Below are 20,904 nucleotides of genomic sequence, written 5' to 3'. Positions count from 1 at the left end.
CAAATTTAGATCAAAGTTGAATACCATGAAAAATAACTATATGACTCACAAATCTAACAAAACCAAATTTTTGCTTCTCCAGCTTTTATTCCTTTTTGGGATGATTGGAAGCTTAAATGCTCAGGTTTATGTTCCCTTTACACAACGAACTTCGTCGTACACTCCGACGAAAACCGTTTATAATGTAAAAGGGGATTTTACCATGATTGGTAATACCAACCTGACCCTACAAAATTATGGTGCGACAACCAACAATAATAACAACACGATGGTGTATGTGGATGTTGATGGAAATAGCATCACTGGCCTAGGTGGTAGTCCGACCTTCAACTCTTCGTCAGCGGATTTGACCCTTTCAACTGAAAACGGTGCAATTCCTTCCTGTTCACGCATTGTTTTTGCCGGATTGTACTGGACAGGTCGAGCCAATCAATCGGGTACTGCTTCCAATACGTTCAGCGTAACAAAAACCATCGGGGGTACATCATACACCAAGACATTTGACAAACGTAAAGCGTTATTGAAAGGTCCTGGTGCAACTGCTTATACAACGCTTCAAGCTTCCTCTACAAATATTTATTACCCTACTTCCAATGGGGATTATATTTATTCTGGATATGCTGAAATTACCGACTATGTTAGACAATACGGTTTAGGTTCATATACTGTAGCCGATTTAGCTTTACGTGATGGTAATGGCGGTGGAACAGGATATTCCGGAGGTTGGGGTATCATTGTAGTTTACGAAAACTCCAAAATGAAATACCGTGATGTGACTATCTTTGATGGTCATGCTTACATGAATGGTTCATCTACAACAAATTTACCTGTATCAGGTTTTAATACGGTACAAACAGGTAATGTAGGAATCAAATTAGGTATGATGGCTTCAGAGGGTGACGTAAACCTTACTGGGGATTTCTTTAGAATTAGAAATTTAAACACTAATAATTACACAACTCTTTCCCATACCGGTAATTCTGCGTCGAATTTCTTTAATTCTTCTATAGCCACGGGTGGAAATACGCGAAACCCTAACATAGCAAACAATACAGGTATTGATATAGCAATGTTCACGCTTAACAATACGAACAATACCATTATCGGAAACAGTCAAACGTCAACCAACTTCCAATACGGTAGTGGTGGTGACGTTTATGCTATTTTTAATATAGCCATGGCCGTAGACGCCTATGTTCCTGAACAAGAAGGTATGTTGAGTGTAACTCAATTGAACAATGTAAACGTTACGACACCTCCTTATTCCATTCAACCCGGTCAGGATATGACTTTTAGTGTGGAAATTAAAAACTTAGGTACAGAAGCGGTAAATAATACTAAAATTGTTATTCCTATTCCGTACAATACTACTTATGTAACTAACAGTGCTTCGGGATCGGTATTATTCACGCCTCTACCTTCACCAAACACGATAACCTTCAATCCTACGCTAGGTGCAACGGGTTCGATAGTTTGGGATTTTGGAACATTACCTTTACCTTCTTCGCCCAATCAAGTATTAGCTCGATTGACATTTAAATTAAGAGCTACTACAGATTGTACAATATTGAACAATACTTCTTGTGGTAATAACATTCAAATAAACGGAACCATTTCTGGTGTCGGTGCGATAACTGGAGTTGCTTTAAACAACAAACCGTTAATTCAAGGGTATACCACCAATGGTACTTGTGTGGGAGAACCCATCGCTCAAGCCATTTCAATTGGAATCAATGGAACTAATTATGTGAATGCCAATTGTCAAGGTGTTCCAACAGTACGAAACTTCTACTATTGTGGTGCTGGAACAACAGTTCCAGTATCTGATGTAGCTTCAAGTTTCCCAACAGGATCTTCTTTTTACAACGAATATCCAGTTGATTCCAATACTGTGGAATACAATGCTTCAAATCCATTCCCAATTGATGCAGGAACAACGGTAACTTATTATGCAGTTCCTCCTGGAAGCACTGGATGTAATATTCCATTTACCATTTCAAGATGTAACAAAATTATTGCTAATGACGATTCGGGAACTTCTATTATAGGAGCTTCAGGTGGAACATCATTTACCAATGTTTTAACCAACGATACTTTAAATGGAAATCCAGTAGTTGCTTCACAAGTTACCGTATCTCAAGTTTCATCAACAAATTCTGGGGTTTCATTAGTAGGTAACAATGTAGTAGTTGCTCCAGGTACTCCTGCAGGTAATTATACATTAGTATATCAAATTTGTGAAGTTTCCAATCCAACAAATTGTGATACAGCAACGGTTACAGTGCCAGTAACTGCAGCAGTAATTAATGCAGAAAATGATAACGGTTCAGCTAACGGTTACACGGGTGGTACTGCTGTTCCTAATGTGTTGGTAAACGATACCTTAAACGGTCAACCCGTTACTTTGGCGCAAGTGAACTTAACACAAGTTTCTACAACCAATCCAAATGTAACTTTAGACCCTGCAACCGGTGCGGTGAATGTTGCCCCTGGAACGCCTGCAGGTACGTATACTCTTGTTTACCAAATTTGTGAAATCTTAAACCCTGCTAACTGTGATACAGCTACTGTAACAGTTACTGTAGGTGCTGCTCCTATCATTGCTAATGACGATGCGGGAACACCAGTGAATGGTTTTGCAGGTGGAACTTCTTTCACTAACGTATTGGTAAACGATACACTTAACGGTCAGCCAGTTCTTGCTTCTCAAGTGAACACTACGTTTGTATCTTCTACAAACCCAGGTGTGACTTTAGTAGGTACGGATGTGGTAGTTGCTGCTGGAACGCCTGTTGGTAACTATACTTTGGTATACCAAATCTGTGAAATCTTAAACCCAACTAATTGTGATACAGCTACTGTAACAGTAACTGTGAACGCTGCTCCTATCGTAGCTAACGACGATAGCGGTTCAGCTAACGGTTATACTGGTGGTACTGCTGTTCCTAATGTGTTGGTAAACGATACCTTAAACGGTCAACCTGTTACTTTGGCGCAAGTGAACTTAACGCAAGTTTCTACAACCAATCCAAATGTAACTTTAGATCCTGCAACCGGTGCGGTGAATGTTGCCCCTGGAACACCTGCAGGTACCTATACTTTAGTATACCAAATCTGTGAAATCTTAAACCCTGCTAACTGTGATACAGCTACTGTAACAGTTACTGTAGGTGCTGCTCCTATCATTGCTAATGACGATGCGGGAACACCAGTGAATGGTTTTGCAGGTGGAACTTCTTTCACTAACGTATTGGTAAACGATACACTTAACGGTCAGCCAGTTCTTGCTTCTCAAGTGAACACTACGTTTGTATCTTCTACAAACCCAGGTGTGACTTTAGTAGGTACGGATGTGGTAGTTGCTGCTGGAACGCCTGTAGGTACTTATACTTTAGTATACCAAATCTGTGAAATCTTAAACCCAACTAATTGTGATACAGCTACTGTAACAGTAACTGTGAACGCTGCTCCTATCGTAGCTAACGACGATAGCGGTTCAGCTAACGGTTATACTGGTGGTACTGCTGTACCTAATGTGTTGGTAAACGATACCTTAAACGGTCAACCTGTTACTTTGGCGCAAGTGAACTTAACGCAAGTTTCTACAACCAATCCAAATGTAACTTTAGATCCTGCAACCGGTGCGGTGAATGTTGCCCCTGGAACGCCTGCAGGTACGTATACTCTTGTTTACCAAATCTGTGAAATCTTAAACCCAACTAATTGTGATACAGCTACTGTGACTGTAACGGTACACACCGCTCCTATCATTGCTAATGACGATGCGGGAACACCAGTAAACGGTTTTGCAGGTGGAACTTCTTTCACTAATGTATTGGTAAACGATACACTTAACGGTCAGCCAGTTCTTGCTGCTCAAGTGAACACTACGTTTGTATCTTCTACAAACCCAGGTGTGACTTTAGTAGGTACGGATGTGGTAGTTGCTGCTGGAACGCCTGCAGGTACTTATACTTTAGTATACCAAATCTGTGAAATCTTAAACCCAACTAATTGTGATACAGCTACTGTAACAGTAACTGTGAACGCTGCTCCTATCGTAGCTAACGACGATAGCGGTTCAGCTAACGGTTATACTGGTGGTACTGCTGTACCTAATGTGTTGGTAAACGATACCTTAAACGGTCAACCTGTTACTTTGGCGCAAGTGAACTTAACGCAAGTTTCTACAACCAATCCAAATGTAACTTTAGATCCTGCAACCGGTGCGGTGAATGTTGCCCCTGGAACGCCTGCAGGTACGTATACTCTTGTTTACCAAATCTGTGAAATCTTAAACCCAACTAATTGTGATACAGCTACTGTGACTGTAACGGTACACACCGCTCCTATCATTGCTAATGACGATGCTGGAACACCAGTAAACGGTTTTGCAGGTGGAACTTCTTTCACTAATGTATTGGTAAACGATACACTTAATGGTCAGCCAGTTCTTGCTGCTCAAGTTAACACTACGTTTGTATCTTCTACAAACCCTGGTGTAACTTTAGTAGGTACGGATGTGGTAGTTGCTGCTGGAACGCCTGCAGGTAACTATACTTTGGTATACCAAATCTGTGAAATCTTAAACCCAACTAATTGTGATACAGCTACTGTAACAGTAACTGTGAACGCTGCTCCTATCGTAGCTAACGACGATAGCGGTTCAGCTAACGGTTACACGGGTGGTACTGCTGTTCCTAATGTGTTGGTAAACGATACCTTAAACGGTCAACCCGTTACTTTGGCGCAAGTGAACTTAACGCAAGTTTCTACAACCAATCCGAATGTAACTTTAGATCCTGCAACCGGTGCGGTGAATGTTGCCCCTGGAACACCTGCAGGTACGTATACTCTTGTTTACCAAATTTGTGAAATCTTAAACTCAACTAATTGTGATACAGCTACTGTGACTGTAACGGTACACACCGCTCCTATCATTGCTAATGACGATGCGGGAACACCAGTAAACGGTTTTGCAGGTGGAACTTCTTTCACTAATGTATTGGTAAACGATACACTTAATGGTCAGCCAGTTCTTGCTGCTCAAGTGAACACTACGTTTGTATCTTCTACAAACCCTGGTGTAACTTTAGTAGGTACGGATGTGGTAGTTGCTGCTGGAACGCCTGCAGGTAACTATACATTGGTATACCAAATCTGTGAAATCTTAAATCCAACTAATTGCGATACAGCTACTGTAACAGTGACTGTGAACGCTGCTCCTATCGTAGCTAACGACGATACGATTACTGCTCTTTGTTCTGAAAATGGAATTTTTGCTAATGCAATTTCGAACGACACATTAAACGGTATAGCTATTGCTAATGGCCAAGTTAACTTTACTGTTATCTCAGGGTCAGCAACAAATGTTGTTATAGATTCAAATGGAAATATTTCTTTATCAGCTTCAGGAAGTTGTGGAACTTATACTTTCACTTACCAAATTTGTGAAACATTAAATCCTAACAATTGTGATACAGCTACAATTACCTTGACGATTCAAGATACTACTGCACCTACTTTCGTAGAAGCTACGCCAGCTAACGTAACAGTGGAATGTTCTAACGTTCCTGCGGCAGCAACATTGACTGCTACAGACAACTGTGGAGCAGCTACGGTAACCTTCAACGAAGTAACTGCTGCAGGTAACTGTGCAGGTAACTATACATTAACGCGTACATGGACAGCTACGGACGCTTGTGGTAACACAACTACTGCTACGCAAGTAGTAACCGTTCAAGATACTACTGCGCCTACTTTCGTAGAAGCTACGCCAGCTAACGTAACAGTGGAATGTTCTAACGTTCCTGCGGCAGCAACATTGACTGCTACAGACAACTGTGGAACGGCTAACGTTACTTTCAACGAAGTAACTGCTGCAGGTAACTGTGCAGGTAACTATACATTAACTCGTACATGGACAGCTACGGATGCTTGTGGTAACACAACTACTGCTACACAAGTTGTAACCGTTCAAGATACTACTGCACCTACTTTCGTAGAAGCTACGCCAGCTAACGTAACAGTGGAATGTTCTAACGTTCCTGCGGCAGCAACATTGACTGCTACAGACAATTGTGGAGCAGCTACGGTAACCTTCAACGAAGTAACTGCTGCGGGTAACTGTGCAGGTAACTATACATTAACTCGTACATGGACAGCTACGGATGCTTGTGGTAACACAACTACTGCTACACAAGTAGTAACCGTTCAAGATACTACTGCGCCTACTTTCGTAGAAGCTACGCCAGCTAACGTAACAGTGGAATGTTCTAACGTTCCTGCGGCAGCAACATTGACTGCTACAGACAACTGTGGAACGGCTAACGTTACTTTCAACGAAGTAACTGCTGCAGGTAACTGTGCAGGTAACTATACAATAACTCGTACATGGACAGCTACGGATGCTTGTGGTAATACAACTACTGCTACGCAAGTAGTAACCGTTCAAGATACTACTGCGCCTACTTTCGTAGAAGCTACGCCAGCTAACGTAACAGTGGAATGTTCTAACGTTCCTGCGGCAGCAACATTGACTGCTACAGATAACTGTGGAACGGCTAACGTTACTTTCAACGAAGTAACTGCTGCAGGTAACTGTGCAGGTAACTATACATTAACTCGTACATGGACAGCTACGGATGCTTGTGGTAATACAACTACTGCTACACAAGTTGTAACCGTTCAAGATACTACTGCACCTACTTTCGTAGAAGCTACGCCAGCTAACGTAACAGTGGAATGTTCTAACGTTCCTGCGGCAGCAACATTGACTGCTACAGACAATTGTGGAGCAGCTACGGTAACCTTCAACGAAGTAACTGCTGCAGGTAACTGTGCAGGTAACTATACATTAACGCGTACATGGACAGCTACTGACGCTTGTGGTAACACGACTACTGCTACGCAAGTAGTAACCGTTCAAGATACTACTGCGCCTACTTTCGTAGAAGCTACGCCAGCTAACGTAACAGTGGAATGTTCTAACGTTCCTGCGGCAGCAACATTGACTGCTACAGACAACTGTGGAGCAGCTACGGTAACCTTCAACGAAGTAACTGCTGCGGGTAACTGTGCAGGTAACTATACATTAACGCGTACATGGACAGCTACGGATGCTTGTGGTAATACAACTACTGCTACACAAGTTGTAACCGTTCAAGATACTACTGCACCTCAAATTACTGCTCAAGCTTCTAATTTAGTTGTTGAGTGTGATGGATCAGGTAATACCAATACTTTACAAACTTGGTTAGCTAATCAAGGTGGAGCTTCAGCTACTGATAACTGTGGTAATGTAATTTGGACTAATAATTTCAGTGCTATGGCAAATGACTGTTCAGCAGCAATAACTGTAATTTTCACTGCGACTGACGCTTGTGGTAATACAGCAACAACTTCTGCTACTTTCACTATCCAAGATACTGTAGATCCAACTTTCGTAGAAGCTACGCCAGCTAACGTAACAGTGGAATGTTCTAACGTTCCTGCGGCAGCAACATTGACTGCTACAGACAACTGTGGAACGGCTAACGTTACTTTCAACGAAGTAACTGCTGCAGGTAACTGTGCAGGTAACTATACATTAACGCGTACATGGACAGCTACGGACGCTTGTGGTAACACAACTACTGCTACGCAAGTAGTAACCGTTCAAGATACTACTGCACCTACTTTCGTAGAAGCTACGCCAGCTAACGTAACAGTGGAATGTTCTAACGTTCCTGCGGCAGCAACATTGACTGCTACAGACAACTGTGGAGCAGCTACGGTAACCTTCAACGAAGTAACTGCTGCAGGTAACTGTGCAGGTAACTATACATTAACGCGTACATGGACAGCTACGGACGCTTGTGGTAACACAACTACTGCTACGCAAGTAGTAACCGTTCAAGATACTACTGCGCCTACTTTCGTAGAAGCTACGCCAGCTAACGTAACAGTGGAATGTTCTAACGTTCCTGCGGCAGCAACATTGACTGCTACAGACAACTGTGGAACGGCTAACGTTACTTTCAACGAAGTAACTGCTGCAGGTAACTGTGCAGGTAACTATACATTAACGCGTACATGGACAGCTACGGATGCTTGTGGTAATACAACTACTGCTACGCAAGTAGTAACCGTTCAAGATACTACTGCGCCTACTTTCGTAGAAGCTACGCCAGCTAACGTAACAGTGGAATGTTCTAACGTTCCTGCGGCAGCAACATTGACTGCTACAGATAACTGTGGAACGGCTAACGTTACTTTCAACGAAGTAACTGCTGCAGGTAACTGTGCAGGTAACTATACATTAACTCGTACATGGACAGCTACGGATGCTTGTGGTAATACAACTACTGCTACACAAGTTGTAACCGTTCAAGATACTACTGCACCTACTTTCGTAGAAGCTACGCCAGCTAACGTAACAGTGGAATGTTCTAACGTTCCTGCGGCAGCAACATTGACTGCTACAGACAATTGTGGAGCAGCTACGGTAACCTTCAACGAAGTAACTGCTGCAGGTAACTGTGCAGGTAACTATACATTAACTCGTACATGGACAGCTACGGATGCTTGTGGTAACACAACTACTGCTACACAAGTTGTAACCGTTCAAGATACTACTGCGCCTACTTTCGTAGAAGCTACGCCAGCTAACGTAACAGTGGAATGTTCTAACGTTCCTGCGGCAGCAACATTGACTGCTACAGACAACTGTGGAGCAGCTACAGTAACCTTCAACGAAGTAACTGCTGCGGGTAACTGTGCAGGTAACTATACATTAACGCGTACATGGACAGCTACTGACGCTTGTGGTAACACGACTACTGCTACGCAAGTAGTAACCGTTCAAGATACTACTGCGCCTCAAATTACTGCTCAAGCTTCTAATTTAGTTGTTGAGTGTGATGGATCAGGTAATACCAATACTTTACAAACTTGGTTAGCTAATCAAGGTGGTGCTTCAGCTACTGATAACTGTGGTAATGTAATTTGGACTAATAATTTCAGTGCTATGGCAAATGACTGTTCAGCAGCAATAACTGTAATTTTCACTGCGACTGACGCTTGTGGTAATACAGCAACAACTTCTGCTACTTTCACTATCCAAGATACTGTAGATCCAACTTTCGTAGAAGCTACGCCAGCTAACGTAACAGTGGAATGTTCTAACGTTCCTGCGGCAGCAACATTGACTGCTACAGACAACTGTGGAACGGCTAACGTTACTTTCAACGAAGTAACTGCTGCGGGTAACTGTGCAGGTAACTATACATTAACTCGTACATGGACAGCTACGGATGCTTGTGGTAACACAACTACTGCTACGCAAGTAGTTACCGTTCAAGATACTACTGCACCTACTTTCGTAGAAGCTACGCCAGCTAACGTAACAGTGGAATGTTCTAACGTTCCTGCGGCAGCAACATTGACTGCTACAGACAACTGTGGAGCAGCTACGGTAACCTTCAACGAAGTAACTGCTGCGGGTAACTGTGCAGGAAACTATACATTAACTCGTACATGGACAGCTACGGATGCTTGTGGTAACACAACTACTGCTACACAAGTTGTAACCGTTCAAGATACTACTGCGCCTACTTTCGTAGAAGCTACGCCAGCTAACGTAACAGTGGAATGTTCTAACGTTCCTGCGGCAGCAACATTGACTGCTACAGACAACTGTGGAACGGCTAACGTTACTTTCAACGAAGTAACTGCTGCAGGTAACTGTGCAGGTAACTATACAATAACTCGTACATGGACAGCTACGGATGCTTGTGGTAATACAACTACTGCTACGCAAGTAGTAACCGTTCAAGATACTACTGCGCCTACTTTCGTAGAAGCTACGCCAGCTAACGTAACAGTGGAATGTTCTAACGTTCCTGCGGCAGCAACATTGACTGCTACAGACAACTGTGGAACGGCTAACGTTACTTTCAACGAAGTAACTGCTGCAGGTAACTGTGCAGGTAACTATACATTAACGCGTACATGGACAGCTACGGATGCTTGTGGTAATACAACTACTGCTACGCAAGTAGTAACCGTTCAAGATACTACTGCGCCTACTTTCGTAGAAGCTACGCCAGCTAACGTAACAGTGGAATGTTCTAACGTTCCTGCGGCAGCAACATTGACTGCTACAGATAACTGTGGAACGGCTAACGTTACTTTCAACGAAGTAACTGCTGCAGGTAACTGTGCAGGTAACTATACATTAACGCGTACATGGACAGCTACGGATGCTTGTGGTAATACAACTACTGCTACACAAGTTGTAACCGTTCAAGATACTACTGCACCTACTTTCGTAGAAGCTACGCCAGCTAACGTAACAGTGGAATGTTCTAACGTTCCTGCGGCAGCAACATTGACTGCTACAGACAATTGTGGAGCAGCTACGGTAACCTTCAACGAAGTAACTGCTGCAGGTAACTGTGCAGGTAACTATACATTAACTCGTACATGGACAGCTACGGATGCTTGTGGTAACACAACTACTGCTACACAAGTTGTAACCGTTCAAGATACTACTGCGCCTACTTTCGTAGAAGCTACGCCAGCTAACGTAACCGTGGAATGTTCTAACGTTCCTGCGGCAGCAACATTGACTGCTACAGACAACTGTGGAGCAGCTACAGTAACCTTCAACGAAGTAACTGCTGCGGGTAACTGTGCAGGTAACTATACATTAACGCGTACATGGACAGCTACTGACGCTTGTGGTAACACGACTACTGCTACGCAAGTAGTAACCGTTCAAGATACTACTGCGCCTCAAATTACTGCTCAAGCTTCTAATTTAGTTGTTGAGTGTGATGGATCAGGTAATACCAATACTTTACAAACTTGGTTAGCTAATCAAGGTGGTGCTTCAGCTACTGATAACTGTGGTAATGTAATTTGGACTAATAATTTCAGTGCTATGGCAAATGACTGTTCAGCAGCAATAACTGTAATTTTCACTGCGACTGACGCTTGTGGTAATACAGCAACAACTTCTGCTACTTTCACTATCCAAGATACTGTAGATCCAACTTTCGTAGAAGCTACGCCAGCTAACGTAACAGTGGAATGTTCTAACGTTCCTGCGGCAGCAACATTGACTGCTACAGACAACTGTGGAACGGCTAACGTTACTTTCAACGAAGTAACTGCTGCGGGTAACTGTGCAGGTAACTATACATTAACGCGTACATGGACAGCTACGGATGCTTGTGGTAACACAACTACTGCTACGCAAGTAGTTACCGTTCAAGATACTACTGCACCTACTTTCGTAGAAGCTACGCCAGCTAACGTAACAGTGGAATGTTCTAACGTTCCTGCGGCAGCAACATTGACTGCTACAGACAACTGTGGAGCAGCTACGGTAACCTTCAACGAAGTAACTGCTGCGGGTAACTGTGCAGGTAACTATACATTAACGCGTACATGGACAGCTACGGATGCTTGTGGTAACACAACTACTGCTACACAAGTAGTAACCGTTCAAGATACTACTGCACCTACTTTCGTAGAAGCTTTACCAACTGATGTGACTGTTGAATGTACAAGTATCCCAGAATTAGTTGAATTAACAGCAACTGACAACTGTGGTACAGCAACTGTAACATTTAATCAAACAACAGTAGCTGGAAGTTGTCCTAATAACTATACTTTAGTTAGAACTTGGACAGGTACAGACGAATGTGGCAACACTGTTACACACTCTCAAAACATTACTGTTCAGGATACAACGGCTCCAACATTTGTTGAGACTTTACCAACGGATGTAACAGTAGAATGTGCAAATGTTCCTGCTGCAGCTACATTAACAGCTAGTGATTATTGTGGTACAGCGACCGTTACTTTCAATGAAGCTACAACTGCTGGAACTTGCCCAGGTGCTTATACTATAACAAGAACATGGACTGCATCTGATAATTGTGGTAACACAACAACACATGTACAAACCATTACGGTACAAGACACTACAGCACCAGTATTCGTAGGAACTTTACCGACAAATGCAACTGCACAATGTGCTAATGTACCTTCAGCAGCTACATTAACAGCAACTGATAGCTGTGGTGCTGCAACGGTAACATTTAATGAAACTTCTACTGCTGGATCTTGTCCAAGTGCTTACACAATAACAAGAACATGGACTGCAACGGATGCTTGTGGTAATACAACTACACATACACAAATTGTGAATGTGGTTGATACTGTAGCTCCACAAATCGCTACTCCATACTTAGCAGTTGTAAATGTTAATTGTGATGCAATTCCTGCTGTTCCTCAATTACAGTTTACAGATAATTGTAGTGCAACAGTAACTGTAGCTTACAACGAAACTACTTCACCAACACAAAATGGAGTATACACAATTGTGAGAACATGGACTGTATCTGATGCTTGTAACAATACCAATACGTATACACAAACAGTGAACGTTACTTTGGTAGCTGCAACAAACAACATGACTTATGCTGATGTAGTTTGTAATAATGATAACACATTAACTATTAATGTTGCCAATGTTATTTTAGCGCAATTCCCTGGAACAGATATGACTTCGGGTGTATGGACAGATGTGAATAACACAGGCGGATTAAATACTTCAACAGGTGTCTTTAATCCCTATCAAATTGCAAATGGTAGCTATATTATCAAGTATACATTAAGTAATGGAACTTGTCCTGTGGAATATGCAGTAACTATTAATGTGAATGAAAATGCTTGTATTGTATTACCATGTCAAGCGTTAGTAATCAACAATGCATTGACACCTAATGGTGACGGAACTAATGATTACTTTATCATTGAAAACATTGAAGATACCACTTGTTACCCTGAGAATACTGTTGAAATCTACAACCGTTGGGGTGTGAAAGTGTTTGACACATCCAACTATGATAATGAGTCTAGAGTATTCCGTGGAGTGTCTGAAGGTAGATCTACCGTTAACCAATCGGCGGAATTACCAACAGGTACGTACTTCTACATTTTGAAATACAAAAATGCTGAAGGTAATTATGTAACTAAAAACGGATATTTGTACTTATCAAGATAATCTGATCATCCGGGGATAATACCCTTAATCCCCGGGTGTTTTTTAAACACCCAAATAAATGAGAACAAGATTTTTACTTTTCGGAATGCTGTTATCGGGATGGATGAGTTTCGCTCAACAAGATGCCCAATACACACAATATATGTATAACACGATTAACGTCAACCCTGCCTATGCTGGTTCGCGTGGTGTTATGAGTTTCTTTGGACTACACAGAACACAATGGGTCGGATTAGATGGTGCACCAGTTACAAATGCATTTTCAATGAATACGCCAATTAAATTTACTAATCTTGGATTAGGATTATCGTTTGTAAATGACCGAATCGGACCTACGACAGAAAATACAATTTCTGCCGATGTATCGTATTCTATCCAAACTTCTGAGACCTATAAATTATCCTTTGGTGTAAAAGCAACAGGTAATTTATTTAATTTAGATGTTACTAAATTGACATACCAAAATGCGAATGATCCACTACTTCAAAATTTGAACAACAACTTCAGTATGAATATTGGAGCCGGAGCATATTTACATTCAGACAAATCGTATTTAGGTTTATCGGTTCCCAATTTCTTTGAAACAAAACGTTACAATGATAATGATGTAGCTGTTTATAAAGAACGTATGAACTTTTATTTAATCGGAGGTTATGTTTTTGATTTAAGTCCGAACTTAAAATTCAAACCTGCCTTCTTATCAAAAGTTGTTGAAGGAGCTCCTTTCCAATTGGATGTATCAGGTAACTTCTTAATCAATGATAAATTTACTTTAGGAGCCGCTTGGAGATGGGGTGCTGCCATGAGTGCAATGGCCGGATTCCAAATTACCGATGGTTTGTTTGTAGGCTATGGATATGATTTAGAAACTACTAAATTAGCCAACTATAACTCAGGTTCTCACGAAGTATTTTTACGATTTGAATTGTTCAAACGTGACGACCGTATTGTATCACCAAGATTCTTCTAATATAATTATAAGCAACCATGAAAAACAGATTCTTACAAATAGCTTTAATCGCTCTTGCCACTTGTGGAAGCCTTACGGCTCAAAACAAGGAAGCCAAAGGAACAAAGCAGTTTCAAAACTATGCTTATGTTGATGCGATTAAAACGTACGAACGTATTTTTGCCAAAGGATACAAATCTCAAGATATGTTGCAAAAATTAGGAGATTCGTATTACTATAAAGGTGATTTAACTAGCGCTGCCAAATGGTACAACGAATTATTCAATTTCGCACCAGAAAATCCAGCCGAATATTATTTCCGTTATGCACAAGCATTAAAAGCAACCAATGATTACGCAAAAGCCGATCAAATGATGGCGAAGTTTAATCAGTTGAGCGGTAATGATCAACGTGCTAAATTAGCAGCAACACAAAAAGATTATTTAGTCCAAATTAAGAAAAACTCTGGACGTTATACCTTGGAAAATGCAGGTATCAACTCACAATACTCTGATTACGGTGCTGCCTATTATGACAAAAAATTAGTATTTACATCAGCGCGTGATACTGGAAGTTTAGGAAAACGTAAACATACCTGGACGGGTGAAAGTTTTACCAATTTGTATACGGCCGATATTGGTGAACAAGGTAAAGTTTCCAATCCGAAAAGAATGGATATGGGATTAAATTCTCGTTTCAACGAATCGACTTGTGCCTTCACTAAAGATGGTAAAACCGTATATTTTACAAGAAATAGTTTCTTGGATAAACGCGAAAAAAACAGCAAAGGTTCTACCCTATTGAAAATTTACTCGGCTACTTTTAACGACGGGAAATGGTCAAATATTAAAGAACTACCTTTTAACAGTAATGACTTCCAAACCGCTCACCCCGCCTTAAGTGCCGATGAGAAAACCTTATACTTTGTATCGGATATGCCTGGAACAAAAGGGTTGTCAGATATCTTTAAAGTTAGCATCAACGGAGACGGTTCATTTGGAACACCTGTAAATTTAGGTGATGTAATCAACACTGAAGGCCGTGAAACATTTCCAATGATTACTTCTGACGGTGAATTTTATTTCGCTTCTGACGGTCATCCTGGATTAGGAGGATTGGATGTATTCTTTGCTAAAGTTCAACCTGATGGCTCTTTCAAACGTATTCACAATGTTGGTGAACCCATCAACAGTTCAAAAGATGATTTCGCGTATTTAATCAATGAAAAAGACCGTACTGGTTATGTTTCTTCAAACCGTGATGGTGGAAATGGAAATGATGATATCTACCGTTTCAAAGAAAACACCCGATTGGTAGATTGTGAACAAGCCATTAACGGTATTGTTACAGATGTGGCAGACGGTAAACCATTGGCCGGTGTAACGGTTGTTTTACAAGACCAAAACTTCAAAGTATTGAAAGAAATGAAAACCGATGCAGAAGGTAAATTTGATTTTGGGGCTCAAGATTGTGAAACGAAATTCTACCTTAAAACTACATTACCAGAATACAATACCGTAGATACTCCAGTAATGACAGCCAACGAAACAGGGAAAACGTTTGTGCCAATTACCATGGAGAAAACAAAGAAACCATTGGATTTAACGGATGATTTATTGGATAAATTAGGAATTAAAATGATTTATTTTGATTTAGATAAATCAAATATTCGTCCTGATGCAGCCGTTGAATTGGCTAAAATATTAGACGTATTAGAACAATACCCAACCATGGAATTGGATATTCGTTCTCATACAGATTGCCGTCAAACCGCAAAATACAACTTATCCTTATCAGATCGTAGAGCGAAATCTACTGTAGCTTGGTTAATCAAACAAGGAATCAGTCCGAAACGTTTAACAGGTAAAGGGTACGGAGAATCGCAATTGGTTAACGATTGTGCTTGTGAACCCACCAACAAATCCGAATGTACGGAAGAGCAACACCAAGCGAACCGTCGTTCAGAATTCATCATTACCAAATTATAATCTACATTATAAATTGTTTAAACCCGAGAACGCCTCACTGCAAAGTGGGGCGTTTTTCTTGGATATAAGCGGGTTTAACACAAAATATATATGGATTGGGTAAATGATTTATACCTTTTCGAAATCGGATAGTTAAACAACGCTTTTATCGCATTTAATTCTCCAACTACGAATTATACTTTAATCAAATCGAAATGGGTGGTACAATCATTCAGCTTTAGCTAGTAATCCTATTGAAATGAATGATTAAAGAAGATTACTTACAAAGTAATGATGCCAAATATTGGTTTCATTTGCTTGAAAGCCATTTTAAATCGATAACATACATTTTTACTAATATGGAATTGAATATTTGAAAAGTTGATTGCAATTTGTAAAGGATCCAAAAGATAGGTGTAAAAAAACAACACGTGACCTTCAGCCCGGATAGAGCCGGTATACCCCGATTCCGATCGGGGATAAAGGCGAAAGCCGGTGAGAATGGAGTAAACCACCCAACATGTGCTGCCAAATCCTAAAATAAAATACAAACAAAAAACCACCCCGAAGGGTGGCCTTTTTCAAAATCAAACAAAACTATAAATCAATTATTTCTTCATAAATATGTTGGTGTAATAGCGTTTACCAGTAGTTGGGTTTACCGAGATGGAAACTCCAAAGTGGGTGTAATCGCCTTCAATGTTGGCTTTGTGACCCGGACTGTTCAACCATGCATTTAAAACAGAAGTTGGACTAGAGAAATTGTAGGCTACATTTTCCCCTACTCGAACTGCTCCTAAAACATGTTTGATGTTGTTTACGCGATCGTCAAAATAATCATGATTTACCACATTGTTGTCAATCATGTACTCATTGTGCTCATACGATTTGTACGAAATGTGATTTACGATTTGTAAACGCGATTTACCTATACTTTCTCTGTAATCGTTGATACGTTGGATGAGATCTGATTCCTCAGCAGAGTAATCATACGAAGTCACTAAGCGATATTCTTGAGATGAATCGCTGTCGGTGTCTTTAGAACACGATACCATTGTGAATACCAATGCAATTGGCAAAAACAATCTGAGTAGTTTTGCTTTCATAGTAGTAGGTTAAGTTTTGACCGATAGATGTGGGGCAAATATCTTGTCAGTTAATAATTGATGAACGTTGTTTTGATTTGGTTATCCAAACTTACTACTATACCGTCGAAACGACAAATAAAATCGATGAACTACATAAGTAATTTATTTTATAGGGATATTTTCTTACAATTAAGGTGCTAACCGATCAATTTGCCATGTATAATCTGACAGAAGTGTGAACCGAATGCGATCGTGTAAACGGTTGGGGCGACCTTGCCAAAATTCAACAGAAACGGGTCGGACCAAATAGCCACCCCAATGACCAGGTCGCGGAATGTTTTTCCCTTCAAATTCTTTTTCCAATTGGTGTAAATTATCTTCTAAAAAACTGCGGGAAGGAATGACCTCACTTTGGGGCGAAACGATAGCGCCTAACTTACTCCCGTCAGGGCGGCTGTCAAAATAATTATCTGAAACGATTTCGGATGTTTTCTCTGCTTTTCCTTTAATGATAACCTGACGTTCGATACTTGGCCAAAAAAAGGACAAACAAACCTGCGGATTGACTTCCAAGGCTCTCCCCTTTTCAGAATTATAATTGGTGTAAAAAATAAACCCTTCTTCGTTGAACTTTTTTAATAACACCACGCGCGACTTCGGATATCCATCGAGTCCGATAGAAGCTACGGTCATAGCATTGACTTCATCGACTCCACCAAAGTCTTCGGTTTCATGAAACCAGCGGTGAAATAAATTAATAGGATCTTCTGGGAGCTGTGATTCCAACAGCTCACTTTTATCATAGGATTTTCGGTAATTGCCTAAATCTTTCATCGTACACTTATTTGCGTACTAAATTACGGCAAAAGAATGGGAAGTAAAATTAACGCAACGGAATTTCGAATTCTTTGCCGTCATCGGCTAACCAAACGTTAGGAAAAATGGTTTCGGCTTCGGATTGAAATCCGTCAATCGAACCGTATCGCGTAGAATAATGGCCCAAGGCCAATTGACGCACCTTGGCTTTTAAGGCTATAGTTGCCGCTTGCTTGGCAGTGGAATGCATGGTTTTTTCCGCCAAATGGGCTTCTTTTTCTAAAAATGTACTTTCGTGATACAATAAATCAACTCCTTCAATAAGCGGAATAATGCGTTCATCGTACAAAGTATCGCTGCAATAGGCATAACTTCGGGCGACTGCCGGATCAAAACTTAATTCAGTATTTGGGATAACCCGACCATCTTCAAGTGTAATGTCACCGCCGTATTTAATTTTATTATAATAGACTTTGTCAATCGCATACTCCTCAACCGCGGCAATATTCAATTTACGCTCTTTATTTTTTTCTTCAAACAAATAGCCGTTGGTGTAAATGCGGTGGTTCAAGGGTATTGTGGAAACACGCACTTTCTCGTCTTCAAAAATAACTTCGGAAGCTTTGGATTCCAATTCATGAAAAAACAAACTGTACCCGGTATACGAACCCGAAGCGCGCAATTGCGATAGAATAATTTCTTTGATGCCTTTCGGACCATACACGTGCAAATCACTCTCGCGATTTAAAAGCATGAAGGTCGAAATCAAACCGACCAATCCATAAAAATGATCGCCGTGTAAATGGGAAATAAAAATATGATTGATTTTGGAAAACTTTACTTTGCTTTTGCGCAATTGTACTTGGGTTCCTTCAGCACAATCAATCAAAAAAACATGATTCTTGATTTCCAAAACCTGAGAAGTCGGATTGGATAATGTACGCGGCGTGGCGGCATAACAACCAAGTATGGTAAGTTTCAACTATTCTTCCTTTTTTTGATTTTCAATTTTTCCTAAACGAACAATTTTAAGAATCAGAACAATGACGATTCCCAAATTCAGCGCCAATTTTAAATATTCAAAATCACCCGTTTTTAAATTGCCAAAGAATCGGCGAACCAATAAAAAGGTCAGTGCAAACAGTACAACTGTATAGATATATATAAAAGTCTTGTTGTTCATCTTAAAATCCTAAATCGCGTTCAATCTCCTCCATTTCAATAATATCATGCGCCTCTTGGAGCGAAGGCACTACATGCAACTGGGCTGGTACCGCATTGTAATCCAAATCCAAAGCAACAAGGACAAACGATTTCTTTCCTTTGCGATGTACTTTAGACAAAGCTGAAAATAATTTCACATCGGCCAAAGTAGTTGTCACATGCGTGAGGTCTATAATGAGATTCTGTTGGGCAAATTGCGCATGTTCGTGCGTCACTTTTTCACAAAAAGCGGCTATTCCTTCTGCTGTGTTTTTAATTATGGTTGTATGTCCTTTGACGTCAACTTTCATAGGTTATTTTATTTTTGATGCTAATAAATAAATGACCGCCATACGCACGGCTACCCCATTCTCCACCTGATCCAATATCACCGAATGCGGTCCGTCTGCGACTTCAGAAGTGATTTCGACTCCACGGTTAATCGGTCCGGGGTGCATGATTACAATTTCTTTATTAAGCGAATTTAATAGTTCTTGGGTAAGTCCGAATTGCTGCACGTATTCCCGAGTCGATGGAAAATAGGTTACATCCAAACGCTCGTTTTGAATGCGAAGCATATTGGCAACATCACACCATTCGAGTGCTTGGCGCAAATTGGATTCTACCTTTACCCCCAAACTTTCTACATATTTCGGTATTAAGGTTTTGGGGCCGCAAACACGCACTTCAGCTCCTTGCATTTGCAATGCAAAAATATTGGATAAGGCTACCCGTGAATGCAAAATATCGCCTACAATGACTACTTTTTTCCCAGCTACATCACCCAAACGTTCCCGAATGGAATAACTGTCCAATAACGCTTGTGTAGGATGTTCGTGTGCGCCATCGCCCGCATTGACAATACTTGCCTTGACATGCTGTGATAAAAAATACGCCGCACCGGGATGGGAATGGCGCATGACCACCATATCCACTTTCATCGCTAATATATTATTCACCGTATCAATTAAAGTCTCCCCTTTTTTAACAGAAGATTGGGCCGCCGAAAAACTAATGACATCGGCAGATAAACGCTTTTGTGCCAACTCGAACGATAACTTGGTTCGGGTACTGTTTTCAAAAAAGATATTGGCAATTGTAATATCCCGTAACGAGGGAACTTTTTTAATCGGGCGGTTGATGACTTCTTTAAAATGATCTGCCGTTTCAAAAATCAATTGGATATCTTCTTCCTTGAGATATTTGATGCCGAGCAGGTGATTTACGGAAAGTTCAGACATTGTGTTGTAGTTTAGTGTTGTGTGACCAAATAGACGGCATCTTCTCCTTCATTTTCCATCCAACATACCTTGACCTTTTCCTGGTTGATGGCGTCGACTTGACGGCCACGATAATCGGGTTGAATGGGCAAATGGCGACTAAAACGTCGGTCTATGAGGGTTAGTAATTCGACTTCAGAAGGACGACCAAACGATTGAATAGCTGTAAGGGCTGCATTAATACTTCGTCCAGTATACAACACATCGTCAATAAAAACCACTTTTTGATCTTCTACTAAAAAATCAATTTGGGTTTTATTGGCCTCCAAGGGTTTGTCGCCACGTCGAAAATCATCCCGAAAAAACGTAATGTCCAAAAATCCCAAACGAATGTCCTTTACTTGGTATTCGTCACGCAATAATTGGGCAATGCGCTCAGCCAAATATTTACCGCGCGGTTGCAACCCGATTAAAACGGTCGAACTAAAATCAAGGTGTTTTTCGATTAACTGACAAGCCAAACGATGCAGGATGATGTGTACTTCTTTCGAATTGAGTAAGACTTTTTGACTCATAGTGAAGTGTGCTGTTTGGGTGGTAAAAG

10 protein-coding genes are annotated in these 20,904 nt (G+C 40.9%); 3 read left to right on the top strand and 7 right to left on the bottom strand.

Annotated features, from left to right (window positions below):
* Positions 1-25: 25 nt before the first annotated feature.
* The 3 genes from OLM45_RS08820 to OLM45_RS08810 are packed head-to-tail and all read left to right on the top strand — an operon-like array spanning position 26 to position 15,994.
* Positions 26-13,057, top strand: coding sequence for a gliding motility-associated C-terminal domain-containing protein (locus OLM45_RS08820; protein ID WP_264509615.1), 13,032 nt, complete (start codon positions 26-28; stop codon positions 13,055-13,057).
* Between the two features lie 58 nt (positions 13,058-13,115).
* Complete coding sequence (locus OLM45_RS08815; protein WP_264509614.1) at positions 13,116-14,027, top strand: type IX secretion system membrane protein PorP/SprF; 912 nt, start codon at positions 13,116-13,118, stop codon at positions 14,025-14,027.
* A 17-nt stretch (positions 14,028-14,044) separates the two neighbouring features.
* Positions 14,045-15,994 (top strand): OmpA family protein, encoded by a 1,950-nt coding sequence (locus tag OLM45_RS08810; RefSeq protein ID WP_264509613.1) that lies wholly within the window; start codon positions 14,045-14,047, stop codon positions 15,992-15,994.
* Between the two features lie 587 nt (positions 15,995-16,581).
* On the opposite strand, the gene OLM45_RS08805 is transcribed toward OLM45_RS08810, so the two are convergent.
* The 7 genes from OLM45_RS08805 to pyrR all read right to left on the bottom strand — a co-directional run bounded on the left by OLM45_RS08805 (position 16,582) and on the right by pyrR (position 20,875).
* The gene (locus tag OLM45_RS08805) at positions 16,582-17,079 is read right to left on the bottom strand and encodes a CAP domain-containing protein (protein WP_129462176.1); all 498 of its coding nucleotides are present in this window, start codon (positions 17,077-17,079) and stop codon (positions 16,582-16,584) included.
* Positions 17,080-17,250: 171 nt separating this feature from the next.
* Entirely contained in the window at positions 17,251-17,895 is a 645-nt protein-coding gene (gene pdxH / locus OLM45_RS08800; RefSeq protein WP_264509612.1) for a pyridoxamine 5'-phosphate oxidase, read from the bottom strand.
* A gap of 49 nt (positions 17,896-17,944) precedes the next feature.
* On the bottom strand, positions 17,945-18,859 hold the full coding sequence (locus OLM45_RS08795) for a ribonuclease Z (RefSeq protein ID WP_264509611.1): 915 nt from the start codon (positions 18,857-18,859) through the stop codon (positions 17,945-17,947).
* Positions 18,860-19,060 carry a hypothetical protein gene (locus OLM45_RS08790; RefSeq protein ID WP_264509610.1) on the bottom strand — a complete coding sequence of 67 codons (201 nt, stop codon included), beginning with the start codon at positions 19,058-19,060 and terminating at the stop codon, positions 18,860-18,862. It lies immediately after the preceding gene.
* Position 19,061: 1 nt separating this feature from the next.
* A complete protein-coding gene (locus OLM45_RS08785; RefSeq protein WP_264509609.1) occupies positions 19,062-19,391 on the bottom strand; it encodes a ribonuclease Z in 330 nt (109 codons plus the stop codon).
* Between the two features lie 3 nt (positions 19,392-19,394).
* Positions 19,395-20,321, bottom strand: coding sequence for an aspartate carbamoyltransferase catalytic subunit (locus OLM45_RS08780; RefSeq protein ID WP_129462181.1), 927 nt, complete (start codon positions 20,319-20,321; stop codon positions 19,395-19,397).
* Positions 20,322-20,332: 11 nt separating this feature from the next.
* Positions 20,333-20,875, bottom strand: coding sequence for a bifunctional pyr operon transcriptional regulator/uracil phosphoribosyltransferase PyrR (gene pyrR / locus OLM45_RS08775; RefSeq protein WP_264509608.1), 543 nt, complete (start codon positions 20,873-20,875; stop codon positions 20,333-20,335).
* Between the last annotated feature and the right edge of the window lie 29 nt (positions 20,876-20,904).

This window comes from Flavobacterium sp. N1719 (genome assembly GCF_025947045.1).
GTDB lineage: Bacteria > Bacteroidota > Bacteroidia > Flavobacteriales > Flavobacteriaceae > Flavobacterium > Flavobacterium stagni.
This window is presented reverse-complemented; position numbering and strand designations above follow the sequence as displayed.